The sequence below is a fragment of the Streptomyces sp. NPDC032126 genome, assembly GCF_055580085.1.
This window is the reverse complement of sequence record NZ_JBVIMA010000001.1, coordinates 172,738-195,225: the sequence shown is the minus strand read 5'-3', so window position 1 is coordinate 195,225 and position 22,488 is coordinate 172,738. Positions and strand designations below refer to the sequence as shown.

General features: G+C 73.2%; 21 protein-coding genes. 6 read left to right on the top strand and 15 right to left on the bottom strand.

The window, feature by feature from the left end:
• Positions 1 to 2: 2 nt before the first annotated feature.
• Entirely contained in the window at positions 3 to 830 is an 828-nt protein-coding gene (locus tag ACZ5NW_RS00815) for an enoyl-CoA hydratase family protein (protein WP_468741524.1), read from the bottom strand.
• A 269-nt stretch (positions 831 to 1,099) separates the two neighbouring features.
• On the opposite strand from ACZ5NW_RS00815, the gene ACZ5NW_RS00810 reads away from it, so the two are divergent.
• Positions 1,100 to 1,558 (top strand): ATP-binding protein, encoded by a 459-nt coding sequence (locus tag ACZ5NW_RS00810; protein ID WP_468742949.1) that lies wholly within the window; start codon positions 1,100 to 1,102, stop codon positions 1,556 to 1,558.
• Between the two features lie 6 nt (positions 1,559 to 1,564).
• On the opposite strand, the gene argF is transcribed toward ACZ5NW_RS00810, so the two are convergent.
• Together argF and ACZ5NW_RS00800 are read right to left on the bottom strand one after the other, a co-directional pair.
• A complete protein-coding gene (gene argF, locus ACZ5NW_RS00805) occupies positions 1,565 to 2,572 on the bottom strand; it encodes an ornithine carbamoyltransferase (protein WP_468741523.1) in 1,008 nt (335 codons plus the stop codon).
• A 119-nt stretch (positions 2,573 to 2,691) separates the two neighbouring features.
• Positions 2,692 to 3,918, bottom strand: coding sequence for an arginine deiminase (locus ACZ5NW_RS00800; protein ID WP_468741522.1), 1,227 nt, complete (start codon positions 3,916 to 3,918; stop codon positions 2,692 to 2,694).
• Between the two features lie 152 nt (positions 3,919 to 4,070).
• Here ACZ5NW_RS00800 and ACZ5NW_RS00795 point away from each other — a divergent pair, with 152 nt between their 5' ends.
• The gene (locus tag ACZ5NW_RS00795; protein WP_468741521.1) at positions 4,071 to 5,267 is read left to right on the top strand and encodes an SPFH domain-containing protein; all 1,197 of its coding nucleotides are present in this window, start codon (positions 4,071 to 4,073) and stop codon (positions 5,265 to 5,267) included.
• A complete protein-coding gene (locus ACZ5NW_RS00790) occupies positions 5,264 to 6,163 on the top strand; it encodes a hypothetical protein (RefSeq protein ID WP_468741520.1) in 900 nt (299 codons plus the stop codon). The genes ACZ5NW_RS00795 and ACZ5NW_RS00790 overlap by 4 nt, the downstream gene beginning before the upstream one ends.
• Before the next feature lie 17 nt (positions 6,164 to 6,180).
• On the opposite strand, the gene ACZ5NW_RS00785 is transcribed toward ACZ5NW_RS00790, so the two are convergent.
• The 4 genes from ACZ5NW_RS00785 to ACZ5NW_RS00770 form a co-directional block, all read right to left on the bottom strand.
• Positions 6,181 to 8,736, bottom strand: a complete 2,556-nt coding sequence (locus ACZ5NW_RS00785) for a polynucleotide kinase-phosphatase (RefSeq protein WP_468741519.1) — start codon at positions 8,734 to 8,736, stop codon at positions 6,181 to 6,183.
• Positions 8,733 to 10,196, bottom strand: a complete 1,464-nt coding sequence (locus ACZ5NW_RS00780) for a 3' terminal RNA ribose 2'-O-methyltransferase Hen1 (RefSeq protein ID WP_468741518.1) — start codon at positions 10,194 to 10,196, stop codon at positions 8,733 to 8,735. Before ACZ5NW_RS00780 ends, ACZ5NW_RS00785 begins: the two co-directional genes overlap by 4 nt.
• Before the next feature lie 111 nt (positions 10,197 to 10,307).
• Complete coding sequence (locus tag ACZ5NW_RS00775; RefSeq protein ID WP_468741517.1) at positions 10,308 to 11,234, bottom strand: DUF4232 domain-containing protein; 927 nt, start codon at positions 11,232 to 11,234, stop codon at positions 10,308 to 10,310.
• A gap of 161 nt (positions 11,235 to 11,395) precedes the next feature.
• The gene (locus ACZ5NW_RS00770; protein ID WP_468741516.1) at positions 11,396 to 12,319 is read right to left on the bottom strand and encodes an LLM class F420-dependent oxidoreductase; all 924 of its coding nucleotides are present in this window, start codon (positions 12,317 to 12,319) and stop codon (positions 11,396 to 11,398) included.
• Between the two features lie 247 nt (positions 12,320 to 12,566).
• Here ACZ5NW_RS00770 and ACZ5NW_RS00765 point away from each other — a divergent pair, with 247 nt between their 5' ends.
• Complete coding sequence (locus tag ACZ5NW_RS00765; protein ID WP_468741515.1) at positions 12,567 to 12,728, top strand: hypothetical protein; 162 nt, start codon at positions 12,567 to 12,569, stop codon at positions 12,726 to 12,728.
• Positions 12,729 to 12,766: 38 nt separating this feature from the next.
• On the opposite strand, the gene ACZ5NW_RS00760 is transcribed toward ACZ5NW_RS00765, so the two are convergent.
• From ACZ5NW_RS00760 to ACZ5NW_RS00740, 5 genes are all read right to left on the bottom strand, one after another.
• Positions 12,767 to 13,228 carry a DUF6099 family protein gene (locus ACZ5NW_RS00760; RefSeq protein ID WP_468741514.1) on the bottom strand — a complete coding sequence of 154 codons (462 nt, stop codon included), beginning with the start codon at positions 13,226 to 13,228 and terminating at the stop codon, positions 12,767 to 12,769.
• Positions 13,229 to 13,458: 230 nt separating this feature from the next.
• Entirely contained in the window at positions 13,459 to 13,812 is a 354-nt protein-coding gene (locus ACZ5NW_RS00755) for a nucleotide pyrophosphohydrolase (RefSeq protein WP_468741513.1), read from the bottom strand.
• Positions 13,809 to 15,140, bottom strand: coding sequence for an AAA family ATPase (locus ACZ5NW_RS00750; protein WP_468741512.1), 1,332 nt, complete (start codon positions 15,138 to 15,140; stop codon positions 13,809 to 13,811). The genes ACZ5NW_RS00755 and ACZ5NW_RS00750 overlap by 4 nt, the downstream gene beginning before the upstream one ends.
• Before the next feature lie 98 nt (positions 15,141 to 15,238).
• Positions 15,239 to 15,658 carry a cell division protein SepF gene (locus tag ACZ5NW_RS00745; protein ID WP_468741511.1) on the bottom strand — a complete coding sequence of 140 codons (420 nt, stop codon included), beginning with the start codon at positions 15,656 to 15,658 and terminating at the stop codon, positions 15,239 to 15,241.
• 197 nt (positions 15,659 to 15,855) lie between these two features.
• On the bottom strand, positions 15,856 to 16,365 hold the full coding sequence (locus ACZ5NW_RS00740; RefSeq protein WP_468741510.1) for a YceI family protein: 510 nt from the start codon (positions 16,363 to 16,365) through the stop codon (positions 15,856 to 15,858).
• Positions 16,366 to 16,529: 164 nt separating this feature from the next.
• Between ACZ5NW_RS00740 and ACZ5NW_RS00735 the strand changes: the two genes are divergently transcribed.
• The gene (locus ACZ5NW_RS00735; RefSeq protein WP_468741509.1) at positions 16,530 to 17,078 is read left to right on the top strand and encodes a MarR family winged helix-turn-helix transcriptional regulator; all 549 of its coding nucleotides are present in this window, start codon (positions 16,530 to 16,532) and stop codon (positions 17,076 to 17,078) included.
• A 176-nt stretch (positions 17,079 to 17,254) separates the two neighbouring features.
• Positions 17,255 to 20,374: an FAD-binding and (Fe-S)-binding domain-containing protein gene (locus ACZ5NW_RS00730; protein WP_468741508.1), complete on the top strand. Its 3,120-nt coding sequence runs from the start codon at positions 17,255 to 17,257 to the stop codon at positions 20,372 to 20,374.
• A 96-nt stretch (positions 20,375 to 20,470) separates the two neighbouring features.
• Here ACZ5NW_RS00730 and ACZ5NW_RS00725 read toward each other — a convergent pair whose 3' ends face one another.
• The 3 genes from ACZ5NW_RS00725 to ACZ5NW_RS00715 are packed head-to-tail and all read right to left on the bottom strand — an operon-like array spanning position 20,471 to position 22,261.
• Positions 20,471 to 20,896 (bottom strand): CBS domain-containing protein, encoded by a 426-nt coding sequence (locus tag ACZ5NW_RS00725; protein ID WP_468741507.1) that lies wholly within the window; start codon positions 20,894 to 20,896, stop codon positions 20,471 to 20,473.
• Positions 20,893 to 21,582, bottom strand: a complete 690-nt coding sequence (locus ACZ5NW_RS00720; protein WP_468741506.1) for a phosphoribosyltransferase — start codon at positions 21,580 to 21,582, stop codon at positions 20,893 to 20,895. Before ACZ5NW_RS00720 ends, ACZ5NW_RS00725 begins: the two co-directional genes overlap by 4 nt.
• Positions 21,569 to 22,261 carry a dienelactone hydrolase family protein gene (locus tag ACZ5NW_RS00715; RefSeq protein ID WP_468741505.1) on the bottom strand — a complete coding sequence of 231 codons (693 nt, stop codon included), beginning with the start codon at positions 22,259 to 22,261 and terminating at the stop codon, positions 21,569 to 21,571. Before ACZ5NW_RS00715 ends, ACZ5NW_RS00720 begins: the two co-directional genes overlap by 14 nt.
• Positions 22,262 to 22,488 lie beyond the last annotated feature (227 nt).

The following is a 22,488-nucleotide window of genomic DNA, read 5'->3' as shown; positions in this document are numbered from 1 at the left end:
GCCTAGGTCCCTTGCCATTTCGGTGGCCGCTTCTCCGTGAACGCGGCGTGGAACTCCGCGTAGTCGTCGCCGTTCATCAGCAGGGCCTGGGTCGCCGCGTCCATTTCCACGGCCGCCGCCAGCGGCATGTCCAGTTCCGCCGTCAGCAGGGCCTTCGTCTGGGCGTACGCCAGGGCGGGGCCCCCGGCGAGGCGGCGGGCGAGCTCTTGGGCGGCCGCGCCCGCTCCGCCCTCCTCGGTCAGTTCGCTGATCAGGCCGATGCGCTCCGCCTCGGTCGCCCGGACCGGGTCGCCCAGCATCAGCAGGCGGGTGGCGTGACCGAGGCCGACGACCCGGGGCAGCAGATAGGCCGCGCCCATGTCGCCGCCGGACAGGCCCACCCGGGTGAAGAGGAAGGCGAAGCGGGCCGTGGGGTCGGCGACCCGGAAGTCCGCGGCCAGCGCCAGGACCGCTCCCGCGCCGGCCGCCACGCCGTGCACGGCGGCGATCACCGGGAAGGGGCATTCCCGTACGGCCCGTACGACCTGCCCGGTCATCCGGTTGAAGTCGAGCAGCTGGGCGGTGTCCATGGACAGCGTGGCGCCGATGATCTCGTCGACGTCGCCGCCGGAGCAGAAGCCGCGTCCCTCGCCGGCCAGCACGAGGGCCCGGACGGACCGCTCGCGGGACAGCTCGGCGAGCAGATCGCGCAGGTCGGCGTAGGCGCCGAAGGTGAGCGCGTTGAGCCGGTCGGGGCGGGCGAGGGTGACCGTGGCGACGCCGTCGGCGTGCTCGACGCGAAGGTGTTCCCAGTCGGCGGTGCGGGCGGCGGATCCGAGGAAGGGACTCACCCTTCGAAGTTATCACTCATCCGTGACTGTCGTCATGAGTGCGACACAACGCTTTGTGTCACCGCCGGCCCGGGTGTCACCGCTCGTCGATAAGGCGGTAACAACGGGATCGGACGCGCGACACCGATCGTTGACCGGGGTAAGCCGCCCGACAGCGGGGCCGAACGCCCCGTACGACGCCCGCCGTGCGCCCCTGCCGGAGGCGGCCGTACCATTCCTAAGGTTGAAAGCAGGACCGCCTGATGACGACGATCACGGGAACCTGCGCCATGAACGGACTCGACGTGCACGAACGCCCCTCAGCCCCCGCCTCCTGGCGCATCGCGCTGCCGCGCACCGCCGCGGCCGTGCCGGTGGCCCGGGCCCTGGTCCGTACGGCGCTGGCCGATCTGGAGCACGGCGCGGACAGCGACACCGCGGAGCTGCTCACGGCCGAGCTGGTGGCGAACGCCGTGGAGCACACCGCGGGGACCGGCCCGATAGAGCTGGTGGTGGAGCTGCTGCCGGGCGACTGCCGCGTCGAGGTGCACGACTCGGATCCGGCGCCGCCCGGCGATCTGACCCGTCCCGCGGGCGGCGCGCCCGACCCGTGGCAGGAGCACGGGCGCGGCCTGCTGCTGATCCGCGCCCTCAGCTCGTCGTGCGGGCACCGCCCCACCGACCAGGGCAAGGCGGTGTGGTTCCGGCTGGCGGCGGTGCCGCCCCAGTGGCGGCCGCGTCCGGCGTAGCCGCCGTCAGGCGAGGGTGGCGACCAGGACGGCCTTGATGGTGTGCAGCCGGTTCTCCGCCTCGTCGAAGACGACCGAGTGCTCCGACTCGAAGACCTCGTCGGTGACCTCCAGCGAGTCCAGGCCGTGGCTCTCGTAGATCTCCCGGCCGACCTTGGTGCCGAGGTCGTGGAAGGCCGGCAGACAGTGCAGGAACCTCACGTCCGGGTTGCCGGTGGCGCGCAGCACGTCCATGGTCACCGCGTACGGGCCGAGCAGCGCGATGCGCTCGTCCCAGACCGCCTTGGGCTCGCCCATCGACACCCAGACGTCGGTGGCGACGAAGTCGGCGCCGCGCACGCCCTCCTTCACGTCGTCGGTGAGCGTGATCCGGGCGCCGGAGGCGTCGGCGAGCTGCCGGGCCAGCGCGACGATCGTCTCGTCCGGCCACAGCAGCCTGGGCGCGACGATCCGGACGTCCATGCCGAGCAGGGCGCCGGTGACCAGGTAGGAGTTGCCCATGTTGTAGCGGGCGTCGCCGAGGTAGGCGTAGGCGATCCGGGACAGGGGCTTGTCGCTGTGCTCGGTCATGGTGAGCACGTCGGCGAGCATCTGGGTGGGGTGCCATTCGTCGGTGAGCCCGTTGAAGACGGGGACCCCGGCGTAGGTGGCGAGCTCCTCGATCACGCCCTGGCCGTGGCCGCGGTACTCGATCCCGTCGTACATCCGGCCGAGGACGCGCGCGGTGTCCTTCACGGACTCCTTGTGCCCGATCTGCGAGCCGGACGGGTCGAGGTAGGTGGTGGCGGCGCCCTGGTCGGCGGCGGCGACCTCGAACGCGCAGCGGGTGCGCGTCGAGGTCTTCTCGAAGATCAGCGCGATGTTCTTCCCGGTCAGGTACCGCGTCTCGGCCCCGGCCCGCTTGGCGGCCTTCAGCTCGGCGGCCAGCTCGACCAGGCCGCGGAACTCCTCCTCGGTGAAGTCCAGCTCCTTGAGGAAGTGGCGGCCGGCGAGGGCGGTCGGGACAGTCGCCATGGGGGCGCTCCAGAGGGACGTGAGACGAATCGAACGGAGGAACTCTGGAAGTCTATACGATGTTCAGCATTTATATACAGAGGCGGGGTCGTGAGCCGTATCGGCTCCGGCCCTCCCGCCTACGGCACCGCGTCCCGCTCCACCGGGCAGCTCATACAGCGCGGGCCGCCCCGCCCCCGGCCCAGCTCGCTCCCCGGGATCTCGATCACCTCGATGCCCTGCTTGCGCAGATGGGTGTTGGTGGTGGAGTTGCGTTCGTAGGCGACGACCACGCCGGGCTCGACGCAGAGCACGTTGCAGCCGTCGTCCCACTGCTCGCGCTCGGCGGCATGCACGTCCTGGGTGGCGGTCAGCACCCGGATCTCGCTGAGGCCGAGGGCGGCGGCGATGGCGCGGTGCATGTGCTCCGGCGGATGGTCGGTGACCTTGAGCTCCTTCTCGCCGACGCCCGGCTCGATGGTGTACGAGCGCAGCATGCCGAGGCCCGCGTACTGGGTGAAGGTGTCGCCGTCGACCATCGTCATCACGGTGTCGAGGTGCATGAGGGCGCGCCGCTTGGGCATGTCGAGGGCCACGATGGTCTGCGCGGAGCCGGCCGCGAACAGTTTGTGGGCGAGCATCTCGACGGCCTGGGGCGTGGTGCGCTCGCTCATGCCGATGAGGACCGCCCCGTTGCCGATCACCAGGACGTCGCCGCCCTCGATGGTGGACGGGTAGTCGGCCTGCCCCTCGGACCAGATGTGGAACGTCTCGTCGCGGAACAGCGGGTGGTGCCGGTAGATCGCCTCGAAGTGGACGGTCTCGCGCTGCCGGGCCGGCCAGCGCATGGCGTTGATGGAGACACCGTCGTAGATCCACGCGGAGGTGTCCCGGGTGAAGAGGTGGTTGGGCAGCGGGCGCAGGAGGAAGTCGTCGAGCTCCATGACGTGGAAGCGCACGGAGATCGGCTCGGAGTGCTCCTCCAGGAACTCCCGTTTGGTCATGCCGCCGACGAGCGCCTCGGCGAGCGCGTCGGCGGGCAGGGTGTCGAAGACCGCTCTGAGGTGGTCGGTGGCGAGGGGCCCGTACTCCTTCTCGTCGAAGACCCGGTCCAGGACGAGCGCCCGCGCCTCCGGCACTTCCAGGGTCCGGGTGAGCAGGTCGCCGAAGAGGTGCACGGCGACGCCGCGGTCGCGGAGCACGTCCGCGAACCCGTCGTGCTCGGCGCGCGCCCGGCGCACCCACAGCACGTCGTCGAAGAGAAGGGCGTCCTTGTTGCTGGGGGTGAGCCTTTTGAGCTCTAGATCGGGCCGGTGCAGGATGACGCGGCGCAGCCGCCCGGCCTCGGAGTCGACATGGAATCCCATGTACCCATCCTGACCACCGGGGCGCCGCTTCACCCCGGTTCCGCGCGTTCTCGTCGAACACACCAGCCCTTTTCGTCCCCTTGACGACAAGCGGCGCCATGAATATCGTCGTACTGACGACAAGGCGGGCGAGGCATCGCGAGGGGACTCATATGGCCGACATCACCCGGCGCCTGGGCTGGCGCCATCTGCGCGGAGCACCGACCGCGCACATCCGTCACCACCGCTCGGGCAAGCTGGTGCACGACGGGCCGGGGCTCAGCTTCTGGTTCCGCTCACTCACCGCGGCGCTCTCCGAAATCCCGGTGGACGACCGGGAGTTGGCCATGACCTTCCATGCCCGTACGTCCGACTTCCAGGACGTGGCCGTGCAGGCGACGGTGACCTACCGGATCAGCGACCCGGCCCTGGCCGCCGCCCGCCTGGACTTCTCCGTCGACCCGGACACCGGCGTCTGGCGCGGCGCGCCCCTGGAGCAGCTCGGCGGTCTGCTCACCGAGACGGCCCAGCAGCACGCGCTGGCCGTCCTCGCCCGTACGCCCCTGTCGTCGGCGCTCGTCGACGGTGTGACGGCGGTGCGCGAGCGGATCGCGGCGGGCCTGGCGGCCGAACCCCGGCTGCCGGCCACCGGCATCGAGGTGGTGGCCGTCCGGGTCGTCGCCCTGCGGCCGGAGCCGGAGGTGGAGCGGGCGCTGCGCACCCCGGCCCGCGAGCAGATCCAGCAGGAGGCCGACCGGGCGACGTACGAGCGGCGGGCGGTGGCGGTCGAACGGGAGCGGACCATCGCCGAGAACGAACTGGCCAGCAAGATCGAACTGGCCCGCCGCGAGGAGCAGTTGGTCGAACAGCGCGGCACCAACGCACGCCGCGAGGCCGAGGAGAGCGCGGCGGCCGACAAGGTACGGGCCGAGGCGGAGGCCACCCGCACGGTGAAACTGGCCGAGGCCGAGGCGGCGCGCTCGGTGAGCCTCGCCGAGGCCGAGGCGACCCGGGCGGTGAAGCTGGCCGAGGCGGAGGCGGCCACGCAGGTGCGGCTGGCCGACGCCGAGGCACGGCGCACCGAGCGGCTGGCGGATGCCGAGGCGGCCCGCACGGCCAGGCTGACCGAGTCGGAGGCGGCCCGGACGGTGCGGATCGCTCGGGCGGAGGCCGAGGCGGCGCGCGAGGTGGGCGAGGCGCGGGCCCTGGCCCAGGCGGCCTGGCTGCGCGTCCACGCCGATGTCGACGTGGCCACGCTGCACGCGCTCACCGGGACGCGGCTGGCGGAGAACCTGCCGCAGATCGACAGCGTGACGATCTCGCCGGACGTGCTCACCGGGCTGCTCGCCAAGCTGGGAGGAGGGGAGTGAGCCTCGCCCCGCGGGCCGTACTGGTCCATCGGACCACGGAGTACGAGGAGTTGGTGGCCCGGCACGGCACGCACGGCCAGGCCGCCTTCTTCCTCGCCTCGCGGGGCCGGGACATCGAGGAGGTCGCCGACCGCCACCGCCGCACCCGGCGCGCGCTCGCCGAGGTGACCGCGGCGATCCCCCTGACATGGCGTCAATCACTGGTCGAGCGCGCCGACTTGGACCGCTTCCTGTTCGCACCCGAGGACGTGGTCGTCGTCGTCGGCCAGGACGGACTCGTCGCGAACGTGGCCAAGTACCTGTCCGGACAGCCCGTGGTGGGCATCGACACCGATCCCGGCCGCAACCCGGGCGTCCTCGTCCGGCACGCCCCGATCGACGCGGTCCGGCTGCTGCCGGCGGCCCTGGAGGGCGGCACGGCGACGACCGGACTGACCATGGTCGAGGCCGTCGCCGACGACACCCAGCGGCTCATCGCGCTCAACGAGATCTACGTCGGCCCCGCCGGTCATCAGACCGCCCGCTACCGCCTGGGCCTGGAGGACGACGGGGGTGTCGTCGAGGCCCAGGCATCCTCCGGGGTCCTCGTCGGCACGGGCACGGGGGCGACGGGCTGGATCCGCTCGGTGTGGCAGGAACGCCGGGCCCCGCTGCGCCTGCCCTCCCCCACGGAGAACCGTCTGCTGTGGTTCGTCCGCGAGGCCTGGCCCTCCCCGGCGACCGGCACCTCGCTGGTCGCCGGGGAACTGACCGCCGCAGCCCGCCTGCGCCTCACCGTCGAGTCCGAACGGCTGATCGTCTTCGGCGACGGCATGGAGACCGACGCGCTGACACTGACCTGGGGACAGACGGTCGAGGTCGGCGTGTGCGGGCTACGGCTGCGGCTGGTGGGGTGACCCCGGACGGGCCGGCCTCACAGCCGCGGGTCCACCGGCTCCGACTCCAGGGCCAGCACACCGAACACCGCCTCGTGGACCCGCCACAGCGGCTCGCCCTCGGCCAGCCGGTCCAGCGCCTCCAGACCGAGCGCGTACTCGCGGATCGCCAGGGACCGCTTGTGGTTGAGGAAGCGGCCGCGCAGCCGGGCCAGGTTGTCGGGACGGGTGTACTCCGGGCCGTAGATGATCCGGAGGTACTCCCGGCCCCGGCACTTGATGCCGGGCTGGACCAGGCGCCCCTCGCCGTCGCGGACCAGCGCGCCGAGCGGCTTGACGACCATGCCCTCGCCGCCCCGGCCGGTCATCTCCAGCCACCAGTCGACGCCCGCGCGGACCGACTCCGGGTCACCGGTGTCGACGTAGAGGCGGCGGGTGGTCTGCAGCAGACCGGTGGGGTCGTGCTCCACCAGGCGGTCCAGCAGGGCCAGTTGCTCGTCGTGCGGCAGCGGCGCGAGGCTGCGGCCCTGGACGGCGAGGATCTGGAAGGGGGCCAGCCGGACCCCCTCCAGTCCCTCGGTCGTCCAGCAGTAGCGGCGGTACGCCGCCGTGAACGCCGCCGCGTCCGACGCCCGTTCCCGCTGACGCTCCAGCAGCGCGGTCACGTCCACGCCCCGGGCCGCCGCACCCTCCAGCGCGCTCAGCGCGCCCGGGAACACCGCCCCGGAGGCGGCGCCGACCGCGGCGTACTGCGAGCGCAGCAGGCCGTGCGCCTTCAGCGACCAGGGCATCAGCTCGGCGTCCAGCAGCAGCCAGTCGGTGTCGAGTTCGGCCCACAGGCCCGCCTCGCCGATCGCCGCCCGCAGCCGGTCGAGGATCTCCTCGGTCACCGCCGCGTCGTCGAAGAAGGGGCGGCCGGTCCGGGTGTACAGCGAGCCCGTGGGCCCGTCGACGCCGAACCGCCCGCGCGCCGCCTCCGCGTCCCGGCACACCAGCGCCACCGCCCGCGAGCCCATGTGCTTCTCCTCGCACACGACCCGCGCGACGCCGTCCGCCGCGTACTGCGCGAACGCCTCCGCCGGATGCTCCAGATAGCCCTCGACCTGCGAGGTCGCCGTCGGCGCCATGGTCGGCGGGAGGTACGGCAGCAGGCGCGGGTCGATCGCGAAACGGCTGACGACCTCCAGGGCCGCCGCCGCGTTCTCCTCACGGATGGTGATCCGAGGCTGGTGCCGGGTCTCGACGACCCGCCGCCCGTACACGTCCGCGAGGTCCAGCGGCCGCCCCTCGTGCCCGCCCGGCGCCTCGGACGCCAGCGGCCTGGCCGGCTCGTACCACATCCGCTCCGCCGGTACGTCGACCAGTTCGCGCTCCGGCCAGCGCAGCGCGGTCAGCTTGCCGCCGAAGACGGCGCCGGTGTCCAGGCAGATGGTGTTGTTCAGCCAGGTCGCCTCGGGCACCGGGGTGTGGCCGTAGACCACGGCCGCGCGGCCCCGGTAGTCCTCCGCCCACGGGTAGCGCACCGGCAGCCCGAACTCGTCGGTCTCCCCGGTGGTCTCGCCGTACAGGGCGTGCGAGCGGACCCGGCCGGACGTGCGGCCGTGGTACTTCTCCGGCAGACCGGCGTGGCAGACCACCAGCCGGCCGCCGTCGAGGACGTAGTGACTGACCAGGCCGTCGAGGAACTGCCTGACCTCCTGCCGGAACTCCTCGCTCTCGCCGTCCATCTGCGCGATGGTCTCGGCGAGTCCGTGCGTGTGCTGGACCTTCTTGCCGCGCAGGAAACGCCCGAACTTGTTCTCGTGGTTGCCGGGCACGCACAGCGCGTCGCCCGACTTCACCATCGCCATCACGCGGCGCAGCACACCGGGGCTGTCCGGCCCTCGGTCGACGAGGTCACCGACGAAGACCGCGGTGCGGCCCTCGGGGTGCCTGCCGTCGATGTAGCCCAACTTGCCCAGCAGCGCCTCCAGTTCGCCGGAGCAGCCGTGGATGTCGCCGATGATGTCGAAGGGGCCGGTGAGGTGGGTCAGGTCGTTGAAGCGCTTCTCGGTGACGACGGTGGCGTGCTCGACCTCCTCCACGCCCCGCAGGACGTGCACCTTGCGGAAGCCCTCGCGCTCCAAGTGGCGTAGGGAGGCGCGCATGTCGCGGGTGTGGCGGTGGATGACCCGGCGGGGCATGTCGGCGCGGTCGGTGCGGGCCGCGTTGCGCTCGGCGCACACCTCCTCCGGCACGTCCAGCACGATGGCGATGGGCAGCACGTCGTACTGCCGTGCCAGGTCGAGGAGTTGACGGCGGGCCTCCTTCTGGACGCTCGTCGCGTCGACGACCGTGCGGCGGCCGGCCGCGAGCCGCTTGCCCGCGATGTAGTGCAGCACGTCGAAGGCGTCCTTCGTCGCGCTCTGGTCGTTCTCGTCGTCGGAGACCAGGCCGCGGCAGAAGTCCGAGGAGATCACCTCGGTGGGCTTGAAGTGCCGCCGGGCGAAAGTGGACTTGCCCGAGCCGGAGGCGCCGACGAGGACGACGAGGGAGAGGTCGGTGACGGGCAGCACGCGCCCCTGCTCGACTGCTTCCACTGCTGTCTCGGTCATGCCGCCTTCGCCTCCTTCTCGCTGGTCATCCGGAACACGGCCATCTGGGTGGGCGGTCCGACCTCCGGGTCGTCCGGTCCAACGGGCCTGAACTCCACGGCGTAGCCGTGCCGTTCGGCGACCGCGCCGGCCCAGGCGCGGAACTCCTCGCGGGTCCACTCGAAGCGGTGGTCGCCATGGCGGACATGCCCGGCCGGGAGGGTCTCCCAGCGGACGTTGTACTCGACGTTCGGGGTGGTCACGACGACCGTGCGGGGCCGGGCGGAGCCGAACACCGCGTACTCCAGGGCGGGCAGCCGGGGCAGGTCGAGGTGCTCGATCACCTCGCTGAGCACCGCGGCGTCGTAGCCCTTGACGCGGCGGTCGGTGTACGCGAGCGAGCCCTGGAGGAGCTTCACGCGTGACGCCTGCCGCTCGCCCATGCGGTCCAGCCTGAGCCGGCGGGAGGCGATGGTCAGCGCGCGCATCGACACGTCCATGCCGACGATCTCCGTGAACCGCGTGTCCTTCAGCAGCTCCTGCACCAACTGCCCCTGTCCGCAGCCGAGATCGAGCACCCGTGCGGCGCCCGACTCGCGCAGCGCGGCCAGGATCGCCTCCCGGCGCTGCACGGCGAGCGGGGTCGGCTTCTCCTCGGCCTCGGTCTCCTCCTCGACCGCGTTGTCGAGGTCCTCGACCTCGCTGTCGTCGCTCTCGGCGAGCCGCACCAGCTCCAGGCGCTCCATCGCCTGCCGGGTCAACGACCAGCGGCGGGACAGATAGCGGCTGGTGATCAGCTTCTGCTCGGGGTGGTCGGGCAGCCAGCCCTCGCCGACGCGCAGCAGCTTGTCGACCTCGTCGGGGGCGACCCAGTAGTGCTTGGCGTCGTCGAGGACGGGCAGCAGCACGTAGAGGTGGCGCAGCGCCTCGGCGAGCGTCAGCGTCCCGGACTCCAGCCGCAGCCGGACGTAGCGCGAGTCGCCCCACTCCGGGAACTCGCCGTCCAGGGCGACCGGGTCGGCGGTGACGGTCCAGCCGAGCGGCTCGAAGAGCCGGCGTACGAGGTCGGGGCCGCCGCGGGCGGGCAGCGCGGGCACCTCGACGACCAGCGGCAGCGGCTCGGCGGCGCGCTCGGGGCGGGCCGTGCACACCCCGCGCATCGCGCTGGAGAAGACGCTGCTGAGGGCGACCGCGAGCAGCGAGGAGGCCGCGTACGGGCGGTCGTTGACGTACTGCGCGAGCGCGGCGTCGGGGGCGCCGCCGCGGCCCTTGCCCTTGCCGCGCCTGACCAGGGCCACCGCGTCCACCTCCAGCAGCAGGGCCGCCGTGCAGCGCTGGTCGTCCGCCTCGGGGTAGAGGACGTGCGCCCTGCCGTAGGAGGTGGAGAACGACTGCGCCTTGTCGGGATGCTTGTGCAGCAGGAAGCCGAGGTCGGTCGCGGGGCGTTCCGGCGTGCCGGTGGTGGTGATGGTCAGGAACACGGTGGTTGCCTCGATATGGCGTGTGAGCTGGGAATGTCTCGTCCCGCCCAGCGTACGGAGAACGCGGGGCGGGCACGCGGGATTTTCCGCCGGGCCGCAGCGGCCCACCGCTTACCGAGGTGCGCTCGTCCAGGCGCGTACGGCGAGCTTGCCGGTGGTGCCGAGGTCCAGGTGGGGCGTCACCGTCACCGGGTCGGCGCCGGTTCTGGCCCGCACCCTCACGTAGGGGACGTTCACCGGGTCGCCGGACTCGGTGGTGTTGCGCCACATCAGGCCGGAGATCGCGCTCTGGCCGGGTTTCAGGGTGAGCGGCCGGGGTGGGTCGTCGAAGCCGGTTCCGGTGCTGATCCCGCCGCTGCCGTGCACGATCCGGACGCTGTGGACCGGCCGGCGGTCCTCGTCGAGGAGGGTCAACTCGGGGTAGCCGTCCAGGGTGTAGGCGCGGGTGCCGCAGTTGTCCAGGCGCAGGCCCACCACGCGCAGACCCATCGCCGCGTCGCCGTCGTCGGCCGTGAGCCGGACGCCGGAGGGCGGGCAGTCGCCGGGCCCGGCCGGTGCCTCGGCCGCGGGGACCTTGGTCACCTGGGCGACCTTCACCCGCTCGACGCGCTCCGCGCCCGGCGGCAGGGTCTGCATCGTGACCGTCCCGCGCACGGTGGCCCCGGCCTTCACGCCGGGCACGGTCACCTTCTGGTTCGACATGGCTCCGCCGGCGCTCGTCGTGAAGCTGAACAGCACCGTGTACGTCATCGCCTCGGCGCCGCTGTTGGTGACCTCGTACGCGGCCGAGACCCCGGAGGCGCCGGGGAGCGGGTCGGCGTGGACGGAGGTGTCCGGGGCGCTCGCGGAAGGGGTGGCCGTCGGGAGGGTCAGGGAGGTGATCCGGACGCCGTCCACGGGCGGGTCGGTGACCGGCGTACGGGACGCCGGGAGGGCCGCGCCGGGGTCGTCGGCCCGGACGTCGGCCTGCTCGGATCCGCACGCCGTGAGCAGTACGAGCGCGGCGAGGGCCGGCAGGAGGGGGGTGGCTCTGCGCATCCGCCCACCCCATCAGGGGCACGGACGCCCGACCGTGGCGGAAGCCACACTTCCGGTCACAGCCGTGTCACAGACCACGGGCCCGCGCTCCGGACCGGGACAACGATGTCCGGCCCGAAGCACGGCCGCCGCCCGCTCAAGGGGCTTTTCCTTCCGACTCTCTAGGAGAGCTGCGCCTGCACCTGGGACGCGATCAGTTCCAGGTGGTCGAGGTCGGACAGGTCCAGGAGCTGGAGGTAGATCCGGCGGGAGCCGATCTCGGCGTAGCGGCCGATCTTGTCGACGACCTCGGCGGGGGATCCCGCCAGGCCGTTGGTGCGCAGCTCGTCGACCTCGCGCCCGATGGCGGCGGCGCGGCGGGCGATCTCCTGCTCGTCCTTGCCGACGCAGACGACGAGCGCGTTGGAGAGGACGAGGTCGTCGCCCTTGCGGCCGACCTCCTCGGCGGCGGCCCGGACCCGGCCGAACTGCCGCTCGCTGTCCTCGACCGAGGCGAACGGCATGTTGAACTCGTCGGCGTAGCGGGCGGCCAGGCGCGGGGTGCGCTTCGCGCCGTGACCGCCGATCAGCACCGGCACCTTGGCCTGCGCGGGCTTGGGCAGCGCGGGCGAGTCGGTGAGGTCGTAGTACGTGCCGTGGAAGTCGTAGGTCTTGCCGGCCGGTGTGTCCCACAGGCCGGTGACGATCTCCAGCTGCTCCTCCAGGCGGCCGAACTTCTCCGCCGGGAACGGGATGCCGTACGCCGTGTGCTCCTGCTCGAACCAGCCCGCGCCCAGGCCGAGTTCGACGCGGCCGCCGGACATCTGGTCGACCTGGGCGACCTGGATGGCGAGCACGCCGGGCAGCCGGAAGGTGGCCGCCGTCATGAGCGTGCCGAGGCGGATGCGGCGGGTCTCGCGGGCGAGGCCGGCAAGGGTGATCCAGGCGTCCGTGGGTCCGGGCCGGCCGTCCACGTCGCCCATCTTGAGATAGTGGTCGGAGCGGAAGAAGGCGTCGAATCCGAGGTCCTCGGTGGCCTTCGCCACGGTGAGCAGGGTCTCGTAGCTCGCCCCCTGCTGGGGCTCGGTGAAGATGCGCAGATCCATGCCTTCCATCCTGCCTGTCGGCGCCCTCGTCAACCCCACCGGTCCCCCACGTGGCGTACGTCCCCGCCCGGGGTGAAAAAGTCCGCCGGGCACGGCGCCGGGGTGCCGGGCCAGTGACCGGGCCCGGCGGTGATCGTTGGCCCGTCGGAGCCGGACCGCCCGGCCCCGTGCCCGGCGGCCGCGCCATCGGGACGTCACCCGCGTCGGCCCTCCGTGAGAGGGGGGCCGGGGGGCCGAGGAGGCCGTCATGTCCGAGGAAACCGTGGGCCGCGCCGGTCAGCCGAAGGGGCTGCTGCAGCAGATGGAGGAGCTGATGGCGGCGCTGAACGCGGACCTGTCGGCGCTGGAGGATCTCCAGTCGGCGGGGGCCGTGCGGGCGCCGTCGGCCGAGGAGGGCGAGATCGGCTGACGCAAGACGTTCGCCTCTCACCGCTCGCGGAGCACGCCTCACCGTTCGGGTAAGGCCTCTTCCCTCGCCGCCAGCTTGCGCAGCATCTCCAGTACGCGGTCCCGTGACTCGTCCGCCGCGTCGATCGCCTCCATGCACTGCCAGTACGTGCCCTCGTCGCGGGCCGAACTGGCCAGGCCGACGAGGGCGATGCCGACCTCTCCGAGCAGGCCGCCGAGGTCGAGGAGGGTCTGGCGGGCGTCGTCCAGCGCGGTGAGCTGGGCGGCGCGCAGATCGCCCGGATCGAGGTCCGGGGCGTCCAGCACTCCGCAGCCCCGGCCGGCCAGCTCCGTCAGCCCCAGGGCCTCCCCGCGCAGTTCGGGCGGGCCGGAGACGGCCAGGCGGCTGCCGATCGCCTGGGCCAGTGCCTGGGCCTGCCACACCTCCGCCAGAGTCTCCGGTTCGCCACCGCCGACCGCCAGCGCGTGTCTGCTCGCCCTGATGAGCCGCATCGCGTCCATGCGCCGCCCCCGTCCGTCCCCGACGTGCTTCTCGCACGTGCGCCCGAACTCCCGTGTCCACTACCCAGAGTGAGGGTCTGTGGGACGAAAAGCCAGAGGAAGACGGAAATCTGTGGACAACAAATCGGTTTCGGACGGCTGAACGATTACTCAGAGCGATAGCGGAAGGTGGCGCTCCTGGGAGTTGGCCATGCCCACCGGCGGGCCACCTGTGGCCCGCCGGTCCGGGACTACTCCTCGGCGTCCTCCCCCGGCAGCGGGAACCGCCGTTCGTTCCGCTCGATCTTCGCGGCCAGCGCGGCGAGGGGGTCGACGCCCAGCACCTCGCACAGCTGGAGGAGATAGGCGAGGACGTCGGCGACCTCGTCCGTGACCCGGTGCGCGGTGTCCGGGTCGGACATGACGCGCGCGGACTCCTCCGGCGTCAACCACTGGAAGATCTCGACGAGTTCGGACGCCTCCACGCTGAGCGCGGAGGCGAGGTTCTTCGGGGTGTGGTACGGCTGCCAGGCACGGGCGGCCGCGAACTCGGCGAGGCGGCGCTGGAGTGCGGCGACGTCGAGCGGGGTCTTCTCTGCTGTCACGGCTCCAGGTGTACCACCGTCACCCCGGGCGTCCCGGCGGCCCCTTCGGCGTCGCTCAGGGCGGCGACGCAGCGGATGTGACCGCGATCGGCCATGCGGGCGGCGAGCCGGAGCAGGGCGGAGCGCTGATGGGCGTCGAGGGCGCGGCCGAAGCCGTCGGCGAGGACGGTGAGGGTGCGCATCGCGTCGGGTACCTCGCCGGGCGCGTCGAGGTCGAGCACGCCGGGGCCGGTGAACAGCACCAGGGCGAGGGCGAGATGGCGCAGTTCGCCGTCGCCGAGGCGGGCGAGGTCGGTGACGGAGCCGTCGCCGCGGTCGAGGACGCCGCGCACGGTGCCGCCGGGAAGGAGTTCGGAGCGCACGTCGACGACGGGTCCGCCGCAGCCGGCCCGGACGAACTCCACGAACCGCGCGTGGCGCCGACCGCACTCGGCGCGGGTGCGCCACAGCACGTCGGCGACGTTGTCGCACCCGGTGAGCAGCCGTCCGGAGCCGGTGGGGACGGGGGTGCGCATCAGGTCGGGGCGGGGGTCGCAGGCGTAGACCGAGCGCAGGGCGACGACCATCTGTTCGGCGGCGGCGAGGACCTGACGCTGGCCGTCGGTGCGGCCGGCCACCCGCAGCGGCAGCAGGGCGGTGCCCAGGCGGTCGTCGGGGAGGGGGGCGCGGGTGACGGGCGCGCCGCCCCCGGTGTGCCAGGCGGCCTGGACGGTGCGCCGGGCCGGGTCGCGCAGGGCGGTCTCCAGCAGGGTGACTCCCCCGGCGGTCAGACGCTCGCCGACGATCCGCAGATCGGGCTCGGCCTGCACGGCGAGATCGAGCCGGACCGGTCCCAGCGGCCCGTCCGCCGTGCAGCCGATGCGGAAACCGCGCCGCCGCTGGGCGTCGGGCCGGGCCCCTTCGGGCACGCACGCGAGGGGATCGGGGAACACCTCGCCGATCCCGGCCCCACCGCCGAGCCGGGCCAGCGCCTCGTAGGCCCGCAGGGCGCTCGTCTTGCCGCTGCCGCTGGGTCCGGCGAGGACGGTGACGGCGCCGAACGGCAGCCCGACGCCCCGGTGCCGGGCGAAGGCGGACAGCCGCAGCTCGGTGATCCGGGGCCGCACGGGATGCGCCGCCCCGTCGAGGGGATCGGCCCCCTCGACCCGCACCCGGCCCCCTTCCCGGACCGCGCCCTGAGCGGGTACGCGCGGTCCTTCGTCGCCGTCGGGGGCGGTACGGGGAATGTCACCGGGGCCGGTGAGGGGCACTCCGCCCGGGCCCCTACGGGGAACGTCACCGGAAGGCTGAGCGGATAAGGGGCCGGACGAGATACGCGGAACCGTCATAGGCGGACGCTATGGCTCCGGCGGTGAGCCGAACCGTTCCGCCCGGGGCGCCGTCCCACGAACGGGCGACCCCGGCCCGGCAGCCGGGGGGGCGGGTGTCAGGTCCCCGGGATGCCCGCGCCCTCCATGATCCCGCTCACCTCGGTGCCCGGCGGGGTCAGGAGGAACACATTGCGGTCGACGCGGTGCATGCCACTGGAGAGGCCGAAGACGACTCCGGTGGAGAAGTCGAGCACGCGCTTGGCGACCTCGGTCTCCGCGCCGGTGAGGTCCAGCAGGACCGGAATGCCCGCCATCAGGGTCTCGGCGACCTCGCGCGCGTCGGCGAAGACATTGACGCGCAGGACCACGAACCGGCGCCGGGTCTCCGTCTCCGCGTCGGGCAGCGCGCGATGGCCCACCGCCGACGGCCACGCGTCACGGCCCCGCAGCGGAACGACCTGGGCGAGCCCTTCCCACTGTTCATCGGTGACGTCGTATCGGTTCACCGGCTCCCCCCGAACTGACTCGCACTCCATGCCTGCACCAGCCAATTCTTACGCCACGTCACCCGTACGGCCCAACAGCGACACGGGCCGCGACCGGCACAGACGTCACACCGTACCCTCTCGGGCCCGCGGCCGCCGTCCGGCCCGGAGGCGAGGGCGGCGGGGACGCGGGGAGATGCGGGGGCCCGCGATGCTCGGGGGCGTGCGGCGGGCTCGCCCAGGGTGCGTCAGGCGCGGGTGAAGCGCAGGGTGCTGTTGATCGTGGTCAGGCCGCGGATCATGCCCAGCTGGTTCCAGGTGATGCCGAACTGCTCGCGGTCCACGGTGAATTCGGCGTCCAGGACGAGCGCGTCGGCGGTCGTCTCGCGCAGCCGCGCCGTCAGCTCGTACGGCCGGCTGATGCCGCGCACGGTCAGCTGTCCCAAGATCCGCACGCTGTCGCCGCCCTGGAGCTCGGCGGAGCGCACGGCGAAGGTGATCTGGGGGTGCTTGTCGGCGTCGAAGAAGTCGGCCCCGCGCAGGTGGGTGTCGCGCTTGGCGTTACCGGTGTCGAGGGAGGCGACGTCCAGGGTGAGGGTGCCGGTGGCGTTGCCACCGGCGCCGACCTCGCCCCGGCCGGCGACGGAGCCGAAGCCGCCCTTGACGGTGACCAGGCCCCAGAAGGTCTTGTGCTTCAGGGCGACGGTGGAGGCGCTCGGGTCGAGCTGCCACAGCCCGGTTTCCACGGCGGCGGTCATGGTCGTACTCCTCGGGGGTTCGCGGGGGGGGGCGGGGCCGTACGCCACGGCCCCGACAGTCCAAACCTCAAAAGTCCAAATTTGGATGAGACCTCCACGCTAGCTGACTATCCAAAACTGAACAACCCGGTAGTGCAAATTTGGACGACAGTTAGAATCGACCCATGTCAGACCCCGAGAACCGCCCCGCCGACCTGCCCGCGTGTCCGTCCGCGCAGGGAGGCGGGCTGCTCCCCGACGAGTTGCACGCCTGGATGCTGCTGCTCGCGGCGACCGGAGCGGTGGAACAGCGGCTGCGCTCGGTCGTCAAGGAGCGGCTCGGTGTCTCGCACGACGAGTTCCTGGTGCTGTGCCTGCTGGCCCTGCGGCCCGGCGAGGGGCTGCGCATGACCCGGATCGCCGAACTGCTGGGCCGCCCCAAGACCCGGCTGACGTATCAGATCGCCTGCCTCCAGCGGCTCGGGATGATCACCCGCCAGTCGGTCTGCGGCGACAAGCGCGGCGTCGAGGTCGCCCTGACCGACAAGGCCCGCCGCCTTCTGACGGAAACCTCCGCCACGCTCGCCGAGACGGTCTCCGGCGCCCTCTCCCATGTCGTCGGCCCGCACGAGCGGGCGGCGGTGCGGGGGCTGCTGCTGGATCCGCAGGACGCGGAAGGCACCGACGGGATGGCCGGAACCGAGGCGGCGGGAGCCGTCCGCGCCGACGACTGAGCGCACGCCCCCGGGGTACCCGGGCGCTGCCGCGCGGGACACGCGGTGGGGCGGCGTCGGTCGGGTCGGCGGCGGTGCGCACGGGCACGGGTCCGCGCCGCCGCGCCCATCGCCCGCCGCCGCCCCGGCGCCGTCCGTCGCCGCGAGCCTCGTCGCCCGTCCCGAAGGAGGGTTCCATGGCCGCCGCAGACCTGCCCGCTCCGGTGAACCGACGGCCACCGGCGCCGTCCGTCGACGCGGAGGCGCTGGCGGCCGCGCTGCGCGAGCGGGTGGCCGGGGAGGTGCGGTTCGACGCCGGGAGCCGGGCCGCGTACGCGACCGACGCCTCCAACTTCCGGCAGACGCCGATCGGTGTCGTCGTGCCGCGCACACCCGAGGACGCCGTGGCGGCGGTGGCGGTGGCCCGTGAGCACGGCGCGCCCGTCCTGTCCCGGGGCGGCGGGACCAGTCTGGCGGGGCAGTGCACCAACACCGCCGTCGTCCTCGACTGGTCGAAGTACTGCAACCGCCTGGAGTCCGTGGACCCCGACGCCCGCACCTGCGTCGTCCAGCCCGGCATCGTGCTCGACGAACTCAACCGGCGACTGGCGCCGACCGGGCTGCGCTTCGGCCCCGAGCCGGCCACCCACGCCAACTGCACGATCGGCGGCATGATCGGCAACAACTCCTGCGGTGCCACGGCCCAGGCGTACGGCAAGGTCGTCGACAACATCACCCGCCTGGAGGTGCTGCTGTACGACGGCACCCGCTTCTGGTGCGGCGTGACGGACGACGAGGAGTACGCGCGGATCGAGCGGCAGGGCGATCTACGGGCCGCCGTGTACCGGCAGTTGCGCGCGCTGCGCGACACCTACGCCGACGAGATCCGCCACCGCTTCCCCGACATCCCCCGCCGGGTCTCCGGCTACAACCTGGACCGGCTCCTCCCCGAGCACGGCTTCGACGTCGCCGGGCTGCTCGTCGGCAGCGAGTCGACGCTGGTGACCGTGGTGCGCGCGGAGCTGACGCTGGTGCCCGTGGTCCGCGAACGCACCCTGGTCGTCCTGGGGTTCGACGACATCACGCGCGCCGCCGACGCCGTGCCCGCGATCCTGCCGTACGAGCCGATCGCGCTGGAGGGCGTCGACCAGCGGCTGATCCGCGACGAGCGGATCAAGCGTCTCAACCCCGACGCGATCTCCCAACTTCCCGACGGGGACGCCTACTTGATGGTCCAGTTCGGCGGGGACACGGTCGCGGAGGCGGACGAGCACGCCCACCGGATGCTCGACGCGCTGGACGAGAGCGAGCACGACGCCGAGGTCGCGTTCCTCGACGAGCCGTCCCACGAGGAGGAGTTGTGGCAGGTGCGCGAGGCCGGCCTCGGGGCGACCGCGCACATCCCGGGCCGGCCCGACACCTTCGAGGGCTGGGAGGACTCGGCGGTGGCCCCCGACCGGCTCGGCGCCTATCTGCGCCGACTGCGGGCACTCTTCGAGGAGTTCGGCTTCCTCAGCGACACCGGCCCCAGTCTGTACGGGCACTTCGGGCAGGGGTGTGTGCACACCCGGATCCCCTTCGACCTGTACACCGCCGACGGGGTCGCCGCCTACCGCCGCTTCATGGAGCGGGCGGCCGATCTGGTCGTGGAGTTCGGCGGGTCCTTCTCCGGCGAGCACGGCGACGGGCAGAGCCGGGGCGAGCTGCTGCCGAGGATGTTCGGGAAGCGGATCGTGGAGGCGTTCGGCCGGCTCAAGGCCGTGTTCGACCCCGGCGACCGCATGAACCCGGGCAAGGTGGTGGCGCCGTACGGGCTGGACGAGCACCTCCGGCTCGGCAGCCACTGGGCGCCGTACGAGCCGCGGGACCTGCACTTCCGCTACCCCCAGGACGGCGGCTCCTTCGCCCAGGCGGCCAACCGGTGTGTGGGCGTGGGGAAATGCCGCCGCCTGGACACTCCGGGCGGCACGGTCATGTGCCCGTCCTACCAGGTCACCCGCGAGGAGGAGCACTCCACGCGCGGGCGGGCACGGCTGCTGTTCGAGATGCTCGACGGACACGGTGACGGGCCGGTGCGGGACGGCTGGCGCTCGACCGCCGTCCGGGACGCGCTCGATCTGTGCCTCGCCTGCAAGGGCTGCCGCAAGGACTGCCCGGCCGACGTCGACATGGCCACGTACAAGGCGGAGTTCCTCGCCCATCACTACGCCGGCCGCCCCTGGCGCCGGCCCCGCTCCGACTGGTCGATGGGCTGGCTGCCGGCCGTCGCGCAGTCGGTCGGCCGGGCCCGGCTCGGCCCGCTCGTCAACGCGCTCACGCACACCCCGCCGCTGAGCCGGGCCGCCGTGGCGCTGGCGGGTGTCGAGGACCGCGAGGTGCCGCTGTTCGCCGCCGAGACGCTCCAGCAGTGGTACGCCCGTCACGAGCCGTACGGCGACGGCGCACGCGGCACGGTCCTGCTGTGGCCGGACACCTTCACCAACCACTTCCACCCGCACGTCGGCCGGGCGGCGGTCCGGCTGCTGGAGCACGCGGGCTGGCGGGTGACCCTGCCGAGCGAACCGCTGTGCTGCGGCCTGACCTGGCTGTCCACCGGCCAGCTCGGCGTCGCCGAGCGGGTGTTGAAACGGACCGTCCGCCGGCTCGCCGGGCATGTCCGGGACGGGGGTCTCGTCGTCGGCCTGGAACCCAGCTGCACCGCCGTCTTCCGCGCCGACGCCGCCGACCTGTTCCCCACGGACCAGGACGTACGGCGGCTGGGCGACCGGACGGTCACCCTGGCCGAGCTGCTCACCGAGCACAGCCCGGGCTACGCGCCCCCACGCGTGCGTGCCACGCCGGCGCTCGCCCAGGTGCACTGTCACCAGCACGCGATCATGGGCTGGGACGCCGACCGCGACCTGCTGCGCCGCGCCGGGGTGGACGCCGAGCGGCTGGACTCCGGGTGCTGCGGGCTGGCCGGCAACTTCGGTTTCGAGCGCGGTCATCTCGACGTCAGCCGCGCCTGCGCCGAGCGGGTGCTGCTGCCCCGCCTGCGGGACGCCGACGAGGAGACGGTGGTCCTCGCGGACGGCTTCAGCTGCCGCACCCAGATCCATGAGCTGGACAGCGGCGGCCACGAGGCGGTCCACCTCGCGGAACTCCTGGCCACGGGCCTGCCCGCCGCCGAGGGCAGCGCCTACGCCACGGCCCCGGACGCCCGCCCCACCCCACCGAGCCGCACCACCCGCGCCCTGACCCTGACCGGGGTGGGACTGGCGGGGGCGGGCCTGGCGGCGGGAGCCGCGGGGGCCGTGGGACGGTGGCGCCGAGGCTGAGACGGGGGGCATCCCTGAGCGGCGCGTCTCTCACGGTATGGGACGGTCGCGCCCGGTCTGAGACGCCGGCGCAACGCTCAACAGCGGACGCACCGCTCAGCGGTTCGGGTCGGCCCTGCTGATGTCCGCCAGGGCCGGGTACGGGTGCTCGCTCTCGTCCAGGTCTCCGAGGCTGACGACGCCGACCGGGCAGCCGCCGCGCTCCACGACCGGCAGGCGGCGCACCGCATGACGCCGCATCAGCTCCACCGCCCGGTCGGTCGTGTCGTCGGGCGTCAGCGTCACCACCGGGGGCCGGCTGCACACCGAACCGACCGGGGTGCTGTGCGGGTCGAGCCCCTGGGCGAGGGCCCGGACCACGATGTCCCGGTCGGTCAGGACACCGAAGAGATCACAGTCGTAGGCGACCAGGACGTCGCCGACATTCCGCTCGCGCATCAGGCGGGCGGCCCGCTCCACCGAGGTCATCGGCTCCACGGACACCGCGTCGGGCGACATCACGTCGCGTATCCGCCGGGTCATCGCTCACCACCTCCGTCGGGGCCGCGACCCTGGCCACGGCCCGTTCCCACGGCGTGCAACGCCTCCAGTACGTCCTCGTCCGTCAGCTGCTCGAAGTCCTCGTACCACTGGCCCACCGCCATGAACGCGCGCGGCCGGTGCGGGCAGATCACGTCGTCGGCCTCGTCGGCCAGCAGCGCGGCGGAGTCCGGCGCGCACACCGGCACCGCGAGCACCAGCCGGCCGGGCGACCGGCGGCGCGCCCAGCGCAGAGCGGCGCGGGCCGTCGATCCGGTGGCCAGACCGTCGTCGACCACGATGACCGTACGGCCCCGCAGGTCGGGGGCGGGGCGGCCGGCGCGGTAGCGCTGCTCGCGCCGGCGCAGCTCGGCCCGCTCCCGTTCCACCGTCGCGGCGAGGTCGCTCTCGCTGAGGCCGAGCCGGTCCAGCGCCCGTTCGTCGAACAGCGGGGGGTCGTCGCCCACGAGCGCGCCGACACCGAACTCCTCGTGGCGGGGCGCCCCGATCTTGCGCACGACGAGCACGTCGAGCGGTGCGCCGAGGGCACGGGCGACCTCGCGGGCGACGGCGACGCCGCCGCGCGGCAGGGCCAGGACGACGGGGTCGGGCCACCGCTCCCGCTCCGCCGACTCCCGCAGGTGTGCGGCCAGTTCGCGTCCGGCCTCGGCGCGGTCATGGAACCGCATGTGCTCCTCCCGGCTGTCCGCGCCGGGCGCGGCGGGCGGCGCGCAGCCGCTCGTCGCACCACTGGCGGACCGTATCGGAGACACGGTCCAGGGCGCCGGGCTCCTCGAAGAGGTGGCTCGCGCCGGGCACCACGCGCAGAGCGTGCGGTGCGGGCATCCGTCGTACCGCCTCCTGGTTGAGCCGCAGGACGTGCACGTCCCGGCCGCCGACGAGCAGCAGTACGGGCGTGTGGACGGCGCCCAGGGCCTCTCCCGCGAGATCGGGCCGGCCGCCCCGCGAGACGACGGTCAGCACCCGGCCGGGGCGCCGGGCGGCGGCGACGAGCGCGGCGGCCGCGCCCGTGCCGGAGCCGAGCAGGACGACGGGCAGGTCGCGCAGGCCGTCCCGCTCGCCGAGCCAGTCGATCGCGGCGACGAGCCGGTCGCCCAGCAGCGAGAAGTCGAAGCGGTACTGGGCCGTGCGCAGGTCACGGCGTTCCTCGTCCTCGGTGAGGAGGTCGATCAGCAGCGTGGCGAGGCCCCCGGAGAGCAGGCCGACGGCGAGGGCGCGATGGTGGGGGCTGTAACGGGAGCCGCCGCTGTCGTGCGCGAACAGCACCACGGCCCGCGCGCCGGGGGGCACGACCAGGTCGCCCCGGACGGCGGCGGCGCCGTCGGGCACCAGGACCGTTTCGGACATCGTCGGCATGGCTCCCCCTCGCGGGTCGGCGCCGCCCGTGTACCCGGGGTCGGCACCCCCCAATCGTGGGGCGGGCGGGTCAGTCGAGGTCGAAGAGCGGGCCGGTGACGGGGAGGCCCAGGTCGGCCCAGACGCCGGGCAGGACGCGGAAGGCGAAGCGCTTCGACTCGCTCACGCCCCTTGTTTTCGCGCGAAACCTGTCACTAGCTTTCATCCAGAACTTTCTC

Bases quoted from the DNA above. Each gene is read 5' to 3' on its own strand.
- ACZ5NW_RS00810 (WP_468742949.1), top strand. From the start codon at position 1,100: ATGAACGGACTCGACGTGCACGAACGCCCCTCAGCCCCCGCCTCCTGG.
- argF (WP_468741523.1), bottom strand. From the start codon at position 2,572: ATGGCGACTGTCCCGACCGCCCTCGCCGGCCGCCACTTCCTCAAGGAG.
- ACZ5NW_RS00800 (WP_468741522.1), bottom strand. From the start codon at position 3,918: ATGGGATTCCATGTCGACTCCGAGGCCGGGCGGCTGCGCCGCGTCATC.
- ACZ5NW_RS00795 (WP_468741521.1), top strand. From the start codon at position 4,071: ATGGCCGACATCACCCGGCGCCTGGGCTGGCGCCATCTGCGCGGAGCA.
- ACZ5NW_RS00785 (WP_468741519.1), bottom strand. From the start codon at position 8,736: ATGACCGAGACAGCAGTGGAAGCAGTCGAGCAGGGGCGCGTGCTGCCC.
- ACZ5NW_RS00775 (WP_468741517.1), bottom strand. From the start codon at position 11,234: ATGCGCAGAGCCACCCCCCTCCTGCCGGCCCTCGCCGCGCTCGTACTG.
- ACZ5NW_RS00770 (WP_468741516.1), bottom strand. From the start codon at position 12,319: ATGGATCTGCGCATCTTCACCGAGCCCCAGCAGGGGGCGAGCTACGAG.
- ACZ5NW_RS00765 (WP_468741515.1), top strand. From the start codon at position 12,567: ATGTCCGAGGAAACCGTGGGCCGCGCCGGTCAGCCGAAGGGGCTGCTG.
- ACZ5NW_RS00760 (WP_468741514.1), bottom strand. From the start codon at position 13,228: ATGGACGCGATGCGGCTCATCAGGGCGAGCAGACACGCGCTGGCGGTC.
- ACZ5NW_RS00750 (WP_468741512.1), bottom strand. From the start codon at position 15,140: ATGACGGTTCCGCGTATCTCGTCCGGCCCCTTATCCGCTCAGCCTTCC.
- ACZ5NW_RS00745 (WP_468741511.1), bottom strand. From the start codon at position 15,658: ATGGAGTGCGAGTCAGTTCGGGGGGAGCCGGTGAACCGATACGACGTC.
- ACZ5NW_RS00740 (WP_468741510.1), bottom strand. From the start codon at position 16,365: ATGACCGCCGCCGTGGAAACCGGGCTGTGGCAGCTCGACCCGAGCGCC.
- ACZ5NW_RS00735 (WP_468741509.1), top strand. From the start codon at position 16,530: ATGTCAGACCCCGAGAACCGCCCCGCCGACCTGCCCGCGTGTCCGTCC.
- ACZ5NW_RS00730 (WP_468741508.1), top strand. From the start codon at position 17,255: ATGGCCGCCGCAGACCTGCCCGCTCCGGTGAACCGACGGCCACCGGCG.
- ACZ5NW_RS00725 (WP_468741507.1), bottom strand. From the start codon at position 20,896: ATGACCCGGCGGATACGCGACGTGATGTCGCCCGACGCGGTGTCCGTG.
- ACZ5NW_RS00720 (WP_468741506.1), bottom strand. From the start codon at position 21,582: ATGCGGTTCCATGACCGCGCCGAGGCCGGACGCGAACTGGCCGCACAC.
- ACZ5NW_RS00715 (WP_468741505.1), bottom strand. From the start codon at position 22,261: ATGTCCGAAACGGTCCTGGTGCCCGACGGCGCCGCCGCCGTCCGGGGC.